Raw genomic sequence first — 15,631 nt, 5'->3', positions numbered from 1 at the left:
ATTATGGTTAAGCGCGTCAGTATCTCCGAGAACGGTGGGCCGGAAGTCATGCACTTGGTTGACGAGCCTCTGGAAGCCCCGGGTACTGGCATGGTTACGGTCCGCAATCACGCCATAGGCCTGAATTACATTGATACCTATCACCGCAGCGGTCTGTACCCGCTGCCGTTGCCGACTGGCTTGGGCGGTGAAGGAGCTGGGGTCGTTGAGGCGGTGGGTGAGGGTGTTGATCTGCCTGTGGGAACCAGGGTTGGCTACTGTTCAGCGGGCCTGGGCGCTTATGCAGAGGCAGTTAACCTGCCTGCGGCGCGCCTCGTGCCATTGCCCGATGGCATTGATTTCGACACTGCCGCTGCCTCCCTGCTCAAGGGACAGACCACCGAGTACCTGATTCAGCGTACCTACTCTCTCCAGGCCGATGAATACTGCCTGTTCCACGCTGCCGCCGGCGGGGTCGGACTGCTGTTTGGTCAGTGGGCCGCTGCCATCGGCGCCAAGGTCATTGGCACCGTGGGCTCTGATGAAAAGGCGGCGCTGGCACGCGCGCACGGCTATGCGCATGTGATCAACTATCGCACCGAGAACGTGGTTGAGCGGGTGATGGAGATCACCGGCGGCGCGATGTTGCCGGTGGTTTACGATGGGGTGGGGGCTGACACCTTCGATATGTCGCTGGACTGCCTGAGGCCCCGCGGGCTGATGGTGAGCTTTGGCAATGCCTCGGGTGCGCCTGCACCGCTGGAGCTGCAAACCCTTACCGCCAAGGGCTCTCTGTATATTACCCGGCCCACCATGGTCACCTATACCGCCACAGCAGAAGAGCTGCAGCAGTCCAGCACAGACCTGTTTAATCGTATTATGGCGGGTGATATTCGAGTGGAGATCAATCAGCGCTATGCGCTTGGTGACATACAGCAAGCGCATAGCGATCTGGAAGGACGCAAGACAACGGGTTCTACCGTCATCCTGCCTTGATCAGGTAATGGTCGCCTGCACGGTTTCGTTGTCGGAGAACTTGCCTTCGAACAGCGGAGATGTCAGGTAGCGCTCCCCCGAATCCGGCAGAATCGCTACGATGGTTTTGCCGGCGTTTTCCGGACGCTGGGCCAGGCGGTCTGCCACTACCATGGCTGCCCCGGAGGAAATTCCCGCCAGAATGCCTTCTTCCTGCATGAGGCGATGTGCCATGGCCATGGCTTCATCGCTGGTCACCTGCTCAACGGCATCGACCATGTCCAGATCCAGATTAGCGGGGACAAAGCCCGCACCAATGCCCTGGATCTTGTGGGGGGCGTGAGTGGGCTCTTCGCCGGCCAGTGAGGCAGTAATCATGGTAGTGGTGTCAGGCTCAACCGCCACGGTGGTAATGGCCTTGCCACGCGTGTTCTTGATATAGCGGGAGGTGCCGGTCAATGTGCCGCCGGTACCCACGCCGGAGACCAGAATGTCAATGCCGCCTTCCGTGTCGCCCCAGATTTCCGGGCCCGTTGTCTGTTCGTGGATGGCCGGATTGGCCGGGTTCTCGAACTGGTGCGGGCCCCAGTATTTGTCCGGGTCGGAGGCAATGATCTCCTCCGCAGCGCCAATCGCGGCGGCGATGCCCTGGGTGGCGTCGGTGAGGCGAATTTCTGCGCCCAGGGCCTTCATCAGCATGCGGCGCTCCAGGCTAAAGGAGTTGGGCATGGTCAGGATGCAGCCGTAGCCCTTGGCTGCGGCCACAAAAGCCAGGGCAATGCCGGTATTGCCGCTTGTGGGTTCGACAATGGTCATGCCTGGTTTGAGGCTTCCATCTTTCTCGGCCTGGTCCACCATGGCGGCGCCAATCCTGCATTTCACCGACATGGCGGGGTTGCGGTTCTCGAGCTTGGCGTAGATGGTGCTACCCTCGGGGCCCAGTCGGTTTATCTTCACCATGGGCGTGCGGCCGATAGTTTCGGCGTTGTCGTTGAATATTTTGCTCATTTTGATGTCCTTATTAAGCGAGAACCCGCGGGGCGGGCGAAACAGGCAAAGCCTAGTACTGGCGGGGGTTTCTGTCTATGTTTAGACGCGATTTCGCGCTCGCGAAATTTTCTCAGAAATATTTTGAACTAAGCCGAATGGGCCCGGTCTTAATTTATAGTTGCGGCGCTACATGAGACTCCAGTGCTGCTACTTACTGGATCCGTCCAGGTTTCATATCCCTTTGTTTTGAGATGAAGTGTGCATTCCGCTCCCCCGCAAGGGGGAGCGTTTTTTTTGTCTGGGAAATACGCCCTGACAGCGTTAGTTGCTCAATCAGGGCAGTTCGCTGGTCTCTGTTGAGGCAGGGTCTTCAACCGGCACCGCCACCTGGCCCGTGGCCATGGCCAGCGCTTCCAGCGTCTGCGGGCCTACTAGGCTGTGAACCAGTTGGCCATCGGGATTGAGAATGAATGTGGCGGGCAGAACCACGGGGCGCTCTACACCCAGCAGTGCGGCTGGGTCTTTGGCCATAATGGGAAATTCAATCCCCAACTCCTTGACCTGCTTGGCGAGGGGGACACCGGTTGCGCCGTCATAATTGACGCCCAGCACCGCTACCTGCGGGTACTTGGCATCGAGAGCGTTCAGCTCCGGAATCTCCTTGATACAGGGTTTGCACCACTCCGCCCAGTAATTAATAACCAGCCACTGGCCTTTGTAATTTTCCAGCTTTAGCGCCTGGGATTCGGCGGGAGGTTCTGCGCTACAGGCGGCGACCACGATGGCGAGGAATAGGGTGGCGAGGGTCTTCACTGTTGATATAACTCCACTAGGCTCATGTGCATCAGTTCCCGCTGCTGGTGACGCTGGCCGCGCAGCAGACGGTAGGCGTTTTCCTGCCAGTTCATGTCGGCAGTAATGTCTTCCCGCTCCAGGGGTTGTTCATCGTTAACCCAGGTTTTCAGTTGCCAGAAGGGCACCGAGTGCAGATCGCGTGCGAGCAGGTAGTGACCGCGATCGCTTTGGGTGATGACCTGTTGTTCGATCAGGATGTCGCGCAGTTCGCGCCAGGTGACGCTGTCCAGGCCGCGGGTGACGAGATGGCTGTTGTTGAGCAGCTCGGTTTCGCGCACGGTGTCGCCCGCCTGCTGCTTGGTCCAGAACAGGTACAGCACATCGAGGGCCTTTAACACGTTCGGCCGGCAGGCCTGTTCTTCGTCCTGGTAGGCCGACAGGCTGTGTACCAGAATGCCGCCCATCAGCACGATGTTCCACGACAGGTATATCCACAACAGAAAAAGCGGCACTGCAGCGAAAGCGCCATAGATAAACGTATAGCTTGAGCCCACCACCAGGTCGGTGAATACGGCACGGGCAGCGTGGAAAGCCAGCGCTGTCGCGAGGCCGCCAACCAGCGTGTGCTTAAAGGGCACCCGGCAATTGGGTACGGCAATGTAAAGTAGCGTGAACGACAGTGTGCTGAGAACTAACGGCGAGACTTTCAGCAGGACCGCCTTGGCACCAAATATGTCGTACTCGTCGAGTACATGGGAAAACGACGCGAGATAAGTGCTTATGCCCAGTGCCAGGCCCAATGCCACCGGTGCCAGGCTGAGTACGGCCCAGTAGAGCAGGAAGCTGGAAACCGCACTGCGATTTTCGCGGGCCCGCCAGATCAGGTTGAATGCCTTCTCGATGTTGCGCAGCATCAGCACGGCGGTAATGACCAGAAAGACAATACCCGGCCCAGTGAGGTTCTTGGCCTGGCGGGAAAACTCGCTCAGATAGGTTTCCACCTCGGAGCTGGTGTCGGGCATAAGATGCTGGAACAAAAATTCCTGCATTTGCTCTTCCAGGCCCTGGAACGTGGGAATTGCGGAGGCCATGGTGTACAGCACGGTGAGCAGGGGCACCATGGCAAACAGGCTCATGTAGGTCAGTGCCGCAGCGTTCTCTGAACAGCGGTCTTCCTTGAAGCGCGAGAGCAGGTAGCGAGTTCTTTGCCAGGCCCCACGCAGAATGTCCTGATACGGTTGCATCTGGTTATTATGCATGAATGATGGCCCCCCGGGTAAACCCCTTTGATATACTTCGTGGCCTGATCAATACAGTCTTCGGAGCCTCCCATGAGCGAATTCACCATTTACCACAACCCGCGCTGTTCCAAGTCGCGTAACACCCTGGCGCTGTTGGAGGAAAATGGCATAGATCCCGAAGTGGTGCTCTATTTGGAGACTCAGCCCGACGAGGCCGAAATCCGCGCTCTCCTGTCCAAGCTCGATCTCACGGCAGCGCAGCTGGTGCGCAAGGGCGAGGATGCCTACAAAGAGAACGGTTTGAGTAAAGATTCCAGTGACGCAGACATTGTTACGGCGATGGCGAGCCACCCCAAACTGATCGAGCGCCCGATTGTGGTTCGCGGCGATCAGGCTGTGTTGGGCCGCCCCCCTGAAAACGTTTTGGACCTCATCAACTGATGGCGGACCCGTACGTACTGGTGCTCTACTACTCGCGTCACGGCGCCACCACCGAGATGGCGAAACAGGTGGCGCGGGGTGTCGAATCGGTGTCGGGCGTTAGCGCCCGGCTGCGCACAGTCCCGGCGATCTCCGCGACCACCGAACAGACCGAGGATGATATCCCCGAGTCGGGCCCGCTCTACTGCGACGCCGACGATCTGCGCGACTGCGCCGGCCTGGTGCTGGGAAGCCCCACGCGCTTCGGCAATATGGCCGCGCCCCTCAAGTACTTCATCGACCAGACCTCCAGCCTGTGGCTCTCCGGGGCGATGATCGATAAGCCGGCGGCTGTATTTACCTCGACTTCCAGTATGCATGGCGGTCAGGAATCCACCTTGTTGAGCATGATGTTGCCGTTGTTGCACCACGGTATGGTGCTGGCCGGGCTGCCGTACAGTGAGCGCGGCCTGATGAGCGCGACCTCGGGCGGCACACCCTACGGTGCATCTCATTGGGCGGGTCCTCAAAATGACCGCGCTCTGGACGATAATGAAGCTGCCCTGTGCCGTGCCCTGGGGGCACGCGTTGCGCGGCTGGCTGGAGGAGAAAGCCTATGAGTTCCGTTACCGAGCGCACCCGGGTAATCGTCTGGCTCAGTTATTTCGTACTCTTAACTGCACAGGTACTGGAACTGTGGATGGGTGCCGCACCCTGGATCGTCTGGGTGGCTTTTCTTGTGCCATTGGTAGTTTTTGTTCCGGGCATGTGGCGGGACAACCTGCGCAGTTATATTTGGTTGTGTTTTGTGCTGCTGCTGTACTTTATGCGCCTGGTGGTCGCGCTGTTTGCAGACCCGGGCAGCCCGGTGGCGATCTCGGGTATGGTCGCTGTCGTCATTCTGTTTATCTCAGCGATGATGTATGTGCGCTGGCGCGCCCGGGAACTGAAAGAAGCTGCAGCCACAGCTGCAGGTCACGGAGAGTAAAGTATGAGTAAACCCTCGCTGATTCGGCGTTTCTTTGGCGGGATCTGGAAGGCCATTACCTGGGTACGTCTGGGGCTTGCCAATCTTTTGTTTCTGGCGATGTTGGCCATCATTTACTTTGTTTACTTTGGTGGCGGCCCCGAGCCTTTGCCGGAAAAGGCAGCGCTGTTGTTGAATCCTGTGGGCAGTATTGTCGATCAGAAGCGCCCCGTGGATCCCATGGTGGCTCTGGTCGGTGAACAGAGCCCTGCCGATCGCGAAGTACTGCTACAGGATGTGATTGACGCGATTGAGGCCGCTGCTGAGGACCCTGCGATCAACGCCATGGTGATGGAACTGGGCGGTCTCGCCGGTCTGGGTATCTCCCGTACGGGTGAAATCGGCAAAGCCCTGGAGGCTTTCAAGGCCACGGGCAAGCCGATTGCTGCACGAGCAGACTTCTATACCCAGAATCAGTATCTGCTGGCGAGTTATGCCGACGAGATCATCGCCCACCCGCTCGGCGGGGTCGCGATAGAAGGCTTCAGCAGTTACCACAATTACTATCTCGAAGCGCTGGAAAAACTGTCAGTCGATATGCACGTGTTCCGGCGTGGCAAGCACAAGTCTGCCGTAGAGCCGTTTATGCGAAACGATATGTCGCCCATTGAGAAAGAAGCTACGCAGGTCTGGTTGGATGACATCTGGGCCCATTACACCGCCCAGGTAGAGGCGCGACGTGAACTGGAACCGGGTGCCCTGAACGCCTACGTCAACGGCTTGCCGCAGCGCATGATTAATGGCTCAGGGGATACCGCGCAGGATGCGCTCGATGCGGGCCTGATCGATCAGTTACTGTCGCGTGGCCAGGCCAACGAATGGTTGGTTGAAATGGTCGGCGTGGCGGATGATGAGGGCCATTACGAGGCCGTTGAGTTCGAGTACTACCTCTCCCGCAAGGGACCGGTTAGTGATGCGGGCATCCCGGAAGGGCGGGTTGCGGTGCTAACCGCCCAGGGCAATATCATGCCGGGGGAGCAGCCGCCCGGCACCATCGGGGGTGATAGCCTCGCCTCGCTCATCAGTCATACCGTCGAGCAGGGCAATGCGGATGCGATTGTGCTGCGGGTCAATTCCGGCGGCGGAAGCATGTTTGCCTCTGAAATTATTCGGGAACGCGTTCTCCAAGCGCGGGCCAGTGGCATTCCAGTGGTAGTTTCGATGGGTGCAGTAGCAGCGTCCGGCGGCTACTACATTGCCGCAGATGCGGATGAAATATGGGCAACGCCCACAACCATTACCGGCAGCATTGGTGTTTTTGCCGCGTTCCCCACGCTGGAGGGATCCCTCAAGAAACTGGGCATTCACACCGATGGTGTTGCGACATCCGATATTGCAGGCTATTTGCGCCTTGACCGCACGCCCAGCGATGAGATCAAGGCAGCGGTGGATGCAGGCGTTGGCTACGCCTATGACAGCTTCCTGGCGGTCGTTGCTGAAGGGCGTGGCATGAGCCTTGACGAGGTCCAGGAGGTAGCCCAGGGGCGTGTGTGGAGCGCGGATGCGGCACTGGAGAACGGGCTGGTTGACCATCTCGGTGGCCTCCACGATGCCATTGCATCAGCGGCGGCGATGGCCGAGCTGGAGGCGTATGAACTTGAGTTTGTACAGCCACAGCTGTCACCCAAGGAGCTGTTCTGGCAGCAGTTGAGCGAGCGCGTGGCGCTGCCCGCAGTGTTGGGTGGTAGCGAGATCGTTTCGGTGTTGCGCAGTGTGTCCCAGCCAGTGGTTCAGGCCGTGACTGAAATCCAGTCACTGCAGGACCCGCGCAATATGTTTTATAAGTGCCTCGGCTGTTCAGTGGTGGAGTAAGCTTTGCGTTGGCTTTCGCAGCGGGTAATCAGCTTTGGCCACGCACTGCGTGGCGTCAAGACCCTGCTGGCTGAACCCCATGCCCAGATTCACCTGTCCGCTACCGTGGTAGTGGTGGCGCTGGGGTGGCTGGTGGAGCTGAGCCGCAGCGACTGGCAGGTCCTGGTATTGACGATCGCAATCGTGTGGTTGGCGGAGGGGCTTAACACTGCGCTGGAGCATCTATGCGATGCTGCTGTGCCTGACCACCACCCGTTGATCGGCAAGGCCAAGGACGTGGCTGCCGCCAGTGTTCTGGTCACGGCACTGGGTGCCGTGATCATTGGCACGCTGCTTTTCCTTCCCTATCTGACCGAGGCGGTTTCAGCTGCTGCCGGCGACTCGTCGGCATCGCTGAACAGCCTGCCCAGGTCGTCAAGAATCATATACAGGCTCGGTACCAGCAGCAGCGTGATGACTGTTGCGAAGACAATACCTACGGCCAGTGAAATCGCCATTGGCACCATAAACTGCGCCTGGGCGCTGCGCTCCAGCAGCATCGGGAACAGACCCAGGAATGTGGTCATCGAGGTGAGCATGATCGCGCGGAACCGGCGGCAGCCGGCCTCGATGATTGCCTGGTATTTGTCGCGGCCCTGGGCGACGGCCTTATTCACATAGTCGACCAGAATCAGGCTGTCATTCACCACCACGCCCGACAGCGCGATAATGCCCATTAGCGACATCATGCTGATGGCGTGGCCGAAAATCCAGTGGCCGACCACGGCGCCAATCATGCCAAAGGGGATCACACCCATGATGATGAGCGGCTGTAAATAGGACTTGGTCGGGATAGCCAGTAGTGCGTATATGCCAAACATGGACAGCGCAAAGCCGATGAGCATGCTCGTCACCATCTTGGTCTCTTCGTCCGCAAGGCCTGATTTATCCCAGGTGAGGCCGGGGTATTTCTTCGCTAACTCAGGCAGAACATCCGAGATCACCTCGCTCATGACCTTGGCGGGCTCAACAATCGTGGTGTCGGCCTCGGCGGTAACCTCGGCGGCGCGACGGAAGTTGATGCGAGTGATTTTCTGCAGACCTTCGCGGGTGTTGATCTGGGCTACTGTATCGAACGGCACCTCGTCACCCGAGGGCGTGCGGATATACATGTTGTCCAGGCTGGCGACGGTCTCACGGTCGGCGATCGGGTAGCGAACCATTACCTTGATTTCATCAATGCCCCGCTGGATGCGCTGTGCCTCGGCCCCGTAAAACGCATGTCGGACCTGGCTGCCGAGTTCGTAGCGGGTCAGGCCCAACGCCTCGCCCTCGGGTAGCAGATCGATATGGAACTCTTCACGTGTGTCGGCAGCGCCGTTGCGAATGTCACTGAGTCCATCGTACTTGCGCAGGTGTTCAACCAGTTCCTCGGATGCCTTGCGCAGCGCATTGAAGTCCGGGTGCATCAGGTCGAAGGAAACTTCGGGACCAAAGTTAGGGCCGTCAGATGACTGGAAGCCCAGTACGTCGGCGCCATGGATAATGCCCAACTTGTCACGAACCCTGCTGATCACCTCTTCGTTGGACAGCCTGCGCGTGTCCTGCTTGGTCAACTCGATGTCGATACGCCCTTCAGTGTCGTCATAGGCGAAGGCGCCCACATGGGCAACGAGGCCTGCATCGGTGTTGTTCTTGCGGCGGTATTCCCGGTCAACTTCGTGCAGCGTTGCCACAATGGTCTGTACCGCTTCGACGGTGCGCTCTTCCGGCGTGCCGTCGCGCATGCTTAGCTCGACCTGCACAAATTCACCCGGTGTGTGGGGCGATATCACGGTTCTGACGACCCCGCCTAGCACCAGGCCCGCGCACAGGATGAAGACGGCAAGGAAGCTCGCCAGGGTGACATAGCGATTGGCCACACACCGCTCTACCGTGGGGCGGTAGCGATTGTCGATAAAGTGGCGCAGCCGCGCATTTACTTTTTCCTGGACGTTGTCGATAGAGAGCAGAATAGGGTTCTTCGTCGGTCGGCTGTGGGCCAGGTGGGCCGGAAGAATCCACTTGGATTCGATCAGCGAGAACACCAGGCAAAGAATCACTACCCAGCCCATCGCTGCGGGCATGGGTGCGAACACACCTTGTACGAACAACGTTGGTGTGAAGGCGACGATCGTCGTCAGTACCCCGAATGTAGCGGGAGTGGCTACACGGTAAACGCCATTAATCACATTATTGACGCTGTGCCCGTGGGCCTCGGTTTCCGAATAGGCACTTTCACCCATAATGATCGCATCGTCGACCACGATACCCAGCACCAGGATAAAGCCGAACAGGCTGATCATGTTGAGACTGGAATCGATATAGGGCGTATTGATGATGGCCATGGCGCCCAGGAAGCAAACGGGAATACCTATCATGACCCAGAAGGCCAGTTTAATCTCCAGGAACAGGGCCAGGGTGATGAATACCAGTAGAGCGCCCACGGCGAGGTTTTTCACCATCATGCCCAGACGTTCTTCGAGGTAGTAAGTCGTGTCGGCCCAGATATCGAGCTTTACGCCATCGGGCAGAGAAGCTTGTTTCTGGGCGACGTAATCCTTGGCGATTTTGGCGGTTTCGACGATGTCCTGCTTGCCCATGGAGAACACGTTGATGCCGAGCGAGTATTCCCCGTTGAAAGAGGCATAGCCAGAGCCGTCGACAAACCCGTCGCGCACCGTCGCTATATCCCCGAGCATAAGGCGTGTGCCGTCTGGCCAGGTTTTCAGGACGATGCTCTCAAAGTCCTGCTGTACGTAGGCCTGGCCCAGGGTGCGCAGCATGATATCGCCATTGCGGGTTTGTACCGAGCCTGAGGGCAGGTCGAGCGACGATACCGAGATGGTGTTTGCCACTTCGGCCAGGGTGAGGTGGTACTCGCGTAGCAGTGGCTCGGAAATCTCCACGGAGATCTCGTAATCGCGGGCACCGACCACTGTTGCTGAAGAGACTTCTGGGAAGGTCAGCAGTTCGCGACGTACTTCATCCGCGAGGGCTTTCATGCTGCGCTCATCAAGAGCGCCTGAGATCTGGATGGTGACAGCGGCGAACAGCAGGTCTGGCTGGATGAGAATCGGCTCTTCAGCATCGGCCGGGAAGGTACTGATACCGTCGATGCGATTCTGGACATCGTTATAGAGTCGGGCTATGGGAACGCCGTCCTGGGGTTCAATAATCACCCGACCGAAGGATTCCAGGGAGTCGGATTCAATACGTTTAATGCCGTCGAGGTCGTTAATGGCCTCCTCGACCTTCATGATCAGGCCCTGTTCAACTTCCTCGGGCGCTGCTCCCGGATAGGGGATATTGATGAATATCACCTGGAAGTCGAAGGCTGGGAAAATGGCGCGCTGGATACTGAACGCGCTGCCGAGGCCGACGGTGATGATGATGAGCATTAACAGGTTGGCGGCAACCGGGTTGCGCGCGAACCAGGCGATAATGCCTGAGCGTGACTGATCCTGTGTGCTCATTCAGCGACCGCCGCTGCAACAGGCTCGAGCGTGCCTTCGAGTGTACCTTCCAGGGGGTCCTGAAAAAGGTCCTCCAGCGTTTCTTCCGGAATGACAGGTTCACCGCCGCCATTGAGTACATCGCTATCGGTGCTGGAGTTGATTTCTACCTTGGTGCCAATGAGTGACGCGTCAAGCGACGTCAGCGAGACACGATCGCCGTCATCCAGGCCGGCGCTAACGTAAATGGTGTCGCCGCCGGTACGCAGAACTTCGACTCTGCGGTTGCGCAGCAGATTGTCTTCGTCGATGACCCAGACCAGATTACCGGCGCGCAGAATATAACGGGGCAGGGCGACGATGTCGTCGAAGTTACGACCTGAAATATCGGCGTTCACGAACGTGCCCAGTCGCAGAGGTTCACGATCGGGGGTGTTGAGGGCGTAGGGATCATCGACGCGGGCCACGGTGTAAAGCACCCGGGAGCGTTCATCAAACACACCTTCGGTGCGATGCAGGCGCGCAGGCCAATGCTTTACCTCACCGGCTACGTCGGTGTAGAGATCGATGCTGGCGCCATCGTCGTACCCAGACACACCCGGCAGGGCCAGATAATCGAGCTTGCTCTGGGGAATGGGCAGTCGCACCTCGGCCTGGTCGACGGAGAATACGGCGGCGAGACGGGTGCCGGCGCCGACAAATTGTCCCAGTTCGCTGTCCTTGCTGCGAATGATCGCGTTGTAGGGCGCTTTGATCACGGTGCGTTCGAGGCGATCGCGCGCCGTGTTCAGGTCAGCCATGGCTGCCAGCAACTGAGCCTCGGCTTGTTCCAACTGGGGTTTGCGGAGGTACAGGTCCTTGGCTTCCTGACTGCGCTGGGCATTGGCGGGCAGTTTCTGCCACTCGCGCAGGGCGACTTCAGCACGGCCCTTTTCCTGGGCCAGGTTGCTCTCGGCAGACTCTACAGAGGCCTGGGCGCGGAGCAGGTCGGTCTGGTAATCGCGGGGGTCGATACGCATGAGCACATCGCCCTCGGAGACGAATCCGCCCACGAGGAAGTTTTCGGCCGTTTCGATAATGCGTCCGGAGACTTCCGACAGCAACGCCGTTTCACGCAGCGGGGTCACCGTTCCCTGCGCCTGAACGTGAACATTAATGGTTTCCTTGACGGCCACGGCGACATCAATGGTTACCGGCCGATACTCGGGCTCGGCCATTTGCGCCGGGGGGCGGTTCAGAAAAAGTATGGCCGCGATGGTAGCGGCACCGCCAAGCAGCAAGGCAGAAACTAGCGTTTGTTTTTTGATGGAAGCCACGGATCCGTCCGTTAGTGAAAGGCCTGTTTATACCACAGCGCGCCTTTTCGCTCTGTGAAAAACTTGTAATATCCGGTAGTTACGCGTGAGTTGGACGTTCTGGATTAGCGCTTTGGGGAGCCTGCTGGACCCCCGGGGGGAGTGGCGGGCGCAGCTCGCTGCGCCCGCGTCAGTGTCAGTCGGCGCTGTTGGCCTGATCCATGTGAATGTCCATCTGCGGGTAGGGAATGCTGATACCGGATTCGTCGAACTTCAGCTTCACCGCCTCGGTGGTGTCCCACAGTACCCCCCAGTAGTCCTCAGCGTTCACCCAGGGCCGTACCAGGAAATTAACACTGGAATCTGCGAGCTCGCCCAGGGCAACCACCGGTGCGGGTTCAGCCAGCACACGCTCGTCGGCGGCGACGATGGCTTCGAGGATTTCCTTGGCCTTTTTCAGGTCATCGTCATAGCCGATACCAAAGACCATATCGACCCGACGTGTGGGCCGGGCAGAGTAGTTGACGATATTGTTACCCAGCACAGCGCCATTGGGAACAATCACTTCTTTGTTATCCGGCGTTGTCAGCGTGGTTGTGAAAATGCTGATCGCATCCACCGAACCTGAAGTACCGGCGACTTCCACAAAGTGCCCCTTGGTAAACGGACGGAAAATAATCAGCATTACGCCGGAGGCGAAGTTCGACAGCGAGGATTGCAGCGACAGGCCAATGGCGAGACCGGCTGCACCGAGCAGGGCCACCAGTGAGGTGGTGTCGATGCCCAACTGGCTGAGCGCGGCAATAACAACGAACAGAAGAAGAACCCAGCGCAGAATAGAGCACAGGAACTTCACCAGAATGTCGTCCATGCCGCGGCCACGCATAAACTTGTCGGCAACGCCGACAACGCTGGCTACCAGCGCGCGACCGACGATGAAAATGGCCAGCGCTAGCGCAATTTTGATTCCCCAGGGGAGAATGTAAACGTCCAAGACAGAATTCATGTCCATAAAACGGATTCCTTAGGTTTTTATCGGAAAAGACTTCTTAAACTATAGACGAGGTCCTATTCTTTGCAATGTGCAGCTGGTGGTGAATCTGCTTAAACCGGCTGAGCTGAGATCAGCTGACAGCCGGTGCTATAGTCCTGCTGATTCACATGTCAGGGAGAGAGCGTTTAATGCCTACCATTTTTGAACAACCCGCCGATTTGCTGGGGGCCGTTGGCCAGCAGCTGGGTCACAGCGACTGGCTGGAAATTGACCAGCAGCGTATCAATCTGTTTGCCGACGCAACCTGCGATCACCAGTGGATTCACGTCGACCCTGAAAAAGCGGCCGAAGGCCCGTTTGGTGCAACCATTGCCCACGGCTACCTGACCCTGTCACTGGCCAATCTGTTTCTGCCGCAGATCATGGAGGTGCGAAATACTTCCATGGGTGTGAACTATGGCTGTGAGAAAGTGCGTTTCCCGGCCGCCGTACCCGTCGGCAGTCGAGTTCGCGGCGTGGGCGAAGTCATTAGCGCCGAAGAGCTCAAGGGCGGTGTACAGGTGGTGGTACGCATGACCATCGAGATCGAGGGCGGCGAGCGCCCGGCCTGTGTCATAGATACTATTAGCCGATTTTTTCCGTGAGAGACTGATTTGTCAGATTCCCCCGAACACTCAAAAGGCCTGAGCCGCCGCGCCCTACTCGGGGCCGGCGCAGCCGTGGTCACCTCCGCCGCGGCGGGTGCGGCTGCGCTGCCTGCGGCCTCGATTGGTGGCTGGGATCTGACGACAGACGTACTCGTGGCGGGCTCCGGTGCAGCAGGCATTTGTGCTGCACTGGAAGCGTCTGCTGCCGGGGCCAGGGTGCTGCTGATCGAGTCACTGGGGCAGCCGGGCGGCAGTTCAGCGATGTCAGGCGGCGTTATCTACGCAGGTGGCGGCACTGCACTGCAAAAGTCCAACAAGATCGACGATTCTGTTGTGGAGATGTACCGGTTTCTTAAAGATGTCAGTGGCCCGGGCGTCTCGCTCCCCAAGGTACAGCTGTACTGCGAGGAATCAGTGGCGCACTTTGACTGGCTGCTGCAACAGGGCGTGCCGTTCGGCGGGGGGTTCACTGCCGCCAAAGGTCTGCCGATGGGCGACGAGTCCCTGTACTTTTCCGGCACCGAGCAGGCCTGGCCTGCCCGCGACCTTGCCAGGCCCGCTCCCCGCGGGCATGTACCCGGTGTGCGGGGCATGAATGGCGGTCGCAAATTAATGGAGGTGCTACTTGCCAAGGCCGCCGCGGCGGGCGTGAGAATACGCACCAAAACCTCCGCGAAACACCTGGTGACCGAGAGTGATGGTCGCGTGGTCGGCATGCTGGTAGAGGATGGCGCTGGCAGGCGCCAGCGAATCAAGGCCTTACGCGGCGTGGTATTGGCCTGTGGCGGCTTTGTCCACAACCGGGAGATGCTCGAGTTGTATGCGCCGCAGCTGGCGGATTGCTCAGTGCCTTGGGGCAATGCCGGCGATCAGGGGCAGGGCATTAAGATGGGAGTTTCCGCAGGCGCTGCGGCATTGCGGATGCACGAGGGGTTTGCCATCGCGCCGATTTATCCGCCTGAACACACGCTGGCGGGGCTGTTAATCAATAACGTGGGTCAGCGCTTTGTGGCTGAGGATGCTTACCATGGCGTGCTCGGTCACCATATCGCCTTTCATCAGGGCGGTCAGGCATGGCTGATTACCGACCAGTTCAGCACCTTTGGCTACGATCAGGATAACTTCCCGATGGTGGCCCAGAGCAACTCTGTGGGTGGCCTGGCAGATCAGCTGCGACTGCCGCGCGGCAGCCTGCAAAACACGGTCGCCTACTTTAACCGGTTCGCCGCCCGGGGAGAGGATCCGATGTTTCGCAAAGCGTCGGCGTTTTTGCGACCGCTGCAGGCGCCACCCTTCCAGGCCTGGGACATGTCCGTCGACAAGGCGTTCTTCCCGGTACATACCTTTGGCGGCCTGCACACCAGCCTCGACGGCGAAGTCATCAGCAGCTTCGGTGAGTCGATTCCCGGCTTGTATGCCGCGGGACGCAATACCGCGGGGCTGCCTACCGCGCCCTATATTGCCAGTGGTCTTTCGCTGGGCGACGCAACTTTTTTCGGCCGCCGGGCAGGGCGCGCCGCAGCAGGAGCGGGTTGATGTTAAGAATGGTCTTGCTGATATCGCTGGCACTGTTCGCAGGTGTGGCACAAGCGCAGTTGCCCGAGCTCTCGAGCACGCTGCCCCAGGGAAGTGCCGAGCGTGGGCGATTGGTGTTTGCCCCCTGCAGGACCTGTCACTATCCAGAGGCCTATGTGGGGCACAATAACGGTCCCAACCTGAGCGGTATATTCGGAATGGTCGCGGGTAAGCAGAAAGGGTTTCGCTACTACTCCGAGACGTTTGCCCAGGCCGAATTTGTGTGGACACCGCAGCTGATGTACGCGTGGCTGGAGGCACCGATGGAGATGTTTCCGGATACCACCATGATGAGCTTGGGCGTGCCGGATCCGCAGGACCGGGCTGACCTGATCGCCTATTTGCTGCAGGCGACGGCGGTGCAGGTCGAGCAGTGAAGGCCGGGGCGACGCACCGTCGCCCCAGTGT

Annotated in this window: 14 protein-coding genes and 1 pseudogene; 9 read left to right on the top strand and 6 right to left on the bottom strand. The window is 58.9% G+C overall.

The window, feature by feature from the left end:
* The first annotated feature begins 3 nt into the window (after positions 1-3).
* Positions 4-975, top strand: a complete 972-nt coding sequence (locus tag A3709_RS04585; protein WP_066050708.1) for a quinone oxidoreductase — start codon at positions 4-6, stop codon at positions 973-975.
* Here the strand turns inward: A3709_RS04585 and cysK are convergent, their stop codons facing one another.
* The 3 genes from cysK to A3709_RS04570 all read right to left on the bottom strand — a co-directional run bounded on the left by cysK (position 976) and on the right by A3709_RS04570 (position 3,998).
* A complete protein-coding gene (gene cysK / locus A3709_RS04580; protein ID WP_066050704.1) occupies positions 976-1,962 on the bottom strand; it encodes a cysteine synthase A in 987 nt (328 codons plus the stop codon). It abuts the gene before it with no gap.
* Between the two features lie 315 nt (positions 1,963-2,277).
* The gene (locus A3709_RS04575; protein ID WP_231871104.1) at positions 2,278-2,757 is read right to left on the bottom strand and encodes a TlpA disulfide reductase family protein; all 480 of its coding nucleotides are present in this window, start codon (positions 2,755-2,757) and stop codon (positions 2,278-2,280) included.
* The gene (locus A3709_RS04570; RefSeq protein WP_231871103.1) at positions 2,754-3,998 is read right to left on the bottom strand and encodes a YihY family inner membrane protein; all 1,245 of its coding nucleotides are present in this window, start codon (positions 3,996-3,998) and stop codon (positions 2,754-2,756) included. The genes A3709_RS04575 and A3709_RS04570 overlap by 4 nt, the downstream gene beginning before the upstream one ends.
* 72 nt (positions 3,999-4,070) lie before the next feature.
* Between A3709_RS04570 and arsC the strand changes: the two genes are divergently transcribed.
* From arsC to A3709_RS24945, 5 genes and pseudogenes are all read left to right on the top strand, one after another.
* Entirely contained in the window at positions 4,071-4,421 is a 351-nt protein-coding gene (gene arsC / locus A3709_RS04565; protein WP_066050696.1) for an arsenate reductase (glutaredoxin), read from the top strand.
* A complete protein-coding gene (wrbA, locus tag A3709_RS04560; protein ID WP_066050690.1) occupies positions 4,421-5,020 on the top strand; it encodes an NAD(P)H:quinone oxidoreductase in 600 nt (199 codons plus the stop codon). Before arsC ends, wrbA begins: the two co-directional genes overlap by 1 nt.
* Complete coding sequence (locus A3709_RS04555) at positions 5,017-5,388, top strand: DUF2069 domain-containing protein (protein WP_082849890.1); 372 nt, start codon at positions 5,017-5,019, stop codon at positions 5,386-5,388. Before wrbA ends, A3709_RS04555 begins: the two co-directional genes overlap by 4 nt.
* Positions 5,389-5,391: 3 nt before the next feature.
* On the top strand, positions 5,392-7,239 hold the full coding sequence (gene sppA / locus A3709_RS04550; protein ID WP_066050687.1) for a signal peptide peptidase SppA: 1,848 nt from the start codon (positions 5,392-5,394) through the stop codon (positions 7,237-7,239).
* 3 nt (positions 7,240-7,242) lie between these two features.
* Positions 7,243-7,566 (top strand): annotated as a pseudogene (locus A3709_RS24945) (diacylglycerol kinase family protein); the annotation flags it as partial.
* Between the two features lie 17 nt (positions 7,567-7,583).
* On the opposite strand, the gene A3709_RS04540 reads toward A3709_RS24945, so the two are convergent.
* The 3 genes from A3709_RS04540 to A3709_RS04530 all read right to left on the bottom strand — a co-directional run bounded on the left by A3709_RS04540 (position 7,584) and on the right by A3709_RS04530 (position 13,019).
* Positions 7,584-10,733, bottom strand: coding sequence for an efflux RND transporter permease subunit (locus A3709_RS04540; protein ID WP_066050682.1), 3,150 nt, complete (start codon positions 10,731-10,733; stop codon positions 7,584-7,586).
* The gene (locus A3709_RS04535) at positions 10,730-12,028 is read right to left on the bottom strand and encodes an efflux RND transporter periplasmic adaptor subunit (RefSeq protein WP_066050678.1); all 1,299 of its coding nucleotides are present in this window, start codon (positions 12,026-12,028) and stop codon (positions 10,730-10,732) included. The genes A3709_RS04540 and A3709_RS04535 overlap by 4 nt, the downstream gene beginning before the upstream one ends.
* Before the next feature lie 175 nt (positions 12,029-12,203).
* The gene (locus tag A3709_RS04530; RefSeq protein ID WP_066050676.1) at positions 12,204-13,019 is read right to left on the bottom strand and encodes a mechanosensitive ion channel family protein; all 816 of its coding nucleotides are present in this window, start codon (positions 13,017-13,019) and stop codon (positions 12,204-12,206) included.
* A 170-nt stretch (positions 13,020-13,189) separates the two neighbouring features.
* On the opposite strand from A3709_RS04530, the gene A3709_RS04525 reads away from it, so the two are divergent.
* Genes A3709_RS04525 through A3709_RS04515 form a run of 3 tightly spaced genes read left to right on the top strand, consistent with a single transcriptional unit; the run spans position 13,190 to position 15,600 of the window.
* A complete protein-coding gene (locus A3709_RS04525; RefSeq protein ID WP_066050673.1) occupies positions 13,190-13,645 on the top strand; it encodes a MaoC family dehydratase in 456 nt (151 codons plus the stop codon).
* A gap of 9 nt (positions 13,646-13,654) precedes the next feature.
* Positions 13,655-15,184, top strand: coding sequence for an FAD-dependent oxidoreductase (locus A3709_RS04520; RefSeq protein ID WP_082849888.1), 1,530 nt, complete (start codon positions 13,655-13,657; stop codon positions 15,182-15,184).
* Complete coding sequence (locus A3709_RS04515) at positions 15,184-15,600, top strand: cytochrome c family protein (RefSeq protein WP_066050670.1); 417 nt, start codon at positions 15,184-15,186, stop codon at positions 15,598-15,600. The genes A3709_RS04520 and A3709_RS04515 overlap by 1 nt, the downstream gene beginning before the upstream one ends.
* Positions 15,601-15,631: the final 31 nt, after the last annotated feature.

Source organism: Halioglobus sp. HI00S01, assembly GCF_001635445.1.
Classification (GTDB): domain Bacteria; phylum Pseudomonadota; class Gammaproteobacteria; order Pseudomonadales; family Halieaceae; genus Halioglobus; species Halioglobus japonicus.
Note: the sequence above shows the minus strand (reverse complement) of the source record. Positions and strands in the feature narration are given on the sequence as shown.

Coding starts and splice junctions, on each gene's coding strand:
- wrbA (WP_066050690.1), top strand. CDS start 4,421: ATGGCGGACCCGTACGTACTGGTGCTCTACTACTCGCGTCACGGCGCC.
- cysK (WP_066050704.1), bottom strand. CDS start 1,962: ATGAGCAAAATATTCAACGACAACGCCGAAACTATCGGCCGCACGCCC.
- A3709_RS04530 (WP_066050676.1), bottom strand. CDS start 13,019: ATGGACATGAATTCTGTCTTGGACGTTTACATTCTCCCCTGGGGAATC.
- A3709_RS04555 (WP_082849890.1), top strand. CDS start 5,017: ATGAGTTCCGTTACCGAGCGCACCCGGGTAATCGTCTGGCTCAGTTAT.
- A3709_RS04570 (WP_231871103.1), bottom strand. CDS start 3,998: ATGCATAATAACCAGATGCAACCGTATCAGGACATTCTGCGTGGGGCC.
- A3709_RS04585 (WP_066050708.1), top strand. CDS start 4: ATGGTTAAGCGCGTCAGTATCTCCGAGAACGGTGGGCCGGAAGTCATG.
- A3709_RS04515 (WP_066050670.1), top strand. CDS start 15,184: ATGTTAAGAATGGTCTTGCTGATATCGCTGGCACTGTTCGCAGGTGTG.
- sppA (WP_066050687.1), top strand. CDS start 5,392: ATGAGTAAACCCTCGCTGATTCGGCGTTTCTTTGGCGGGATCTGGAAG.
- A3709_RS04540 (WP_066050682.1), bottom strand. CDS start 10,733: ATGAGCACACAGGATCAGTCACGCTCAGGCATTATCGCCTGGTTCGCG.
- arsC (WP_066050696.1), top strand. CDS start 4,071: ATGAGCGAATTCACCATTTACCACAACCCGCGCTGTTCCAAGTCGCGT.
- A3709_RS04525 (WP_066050673.1), top strand. CDS start 13,190: ATGCCTACCATTTTTGAACAACCCGCCGATTTGCTGGGGGCCGTTGGC.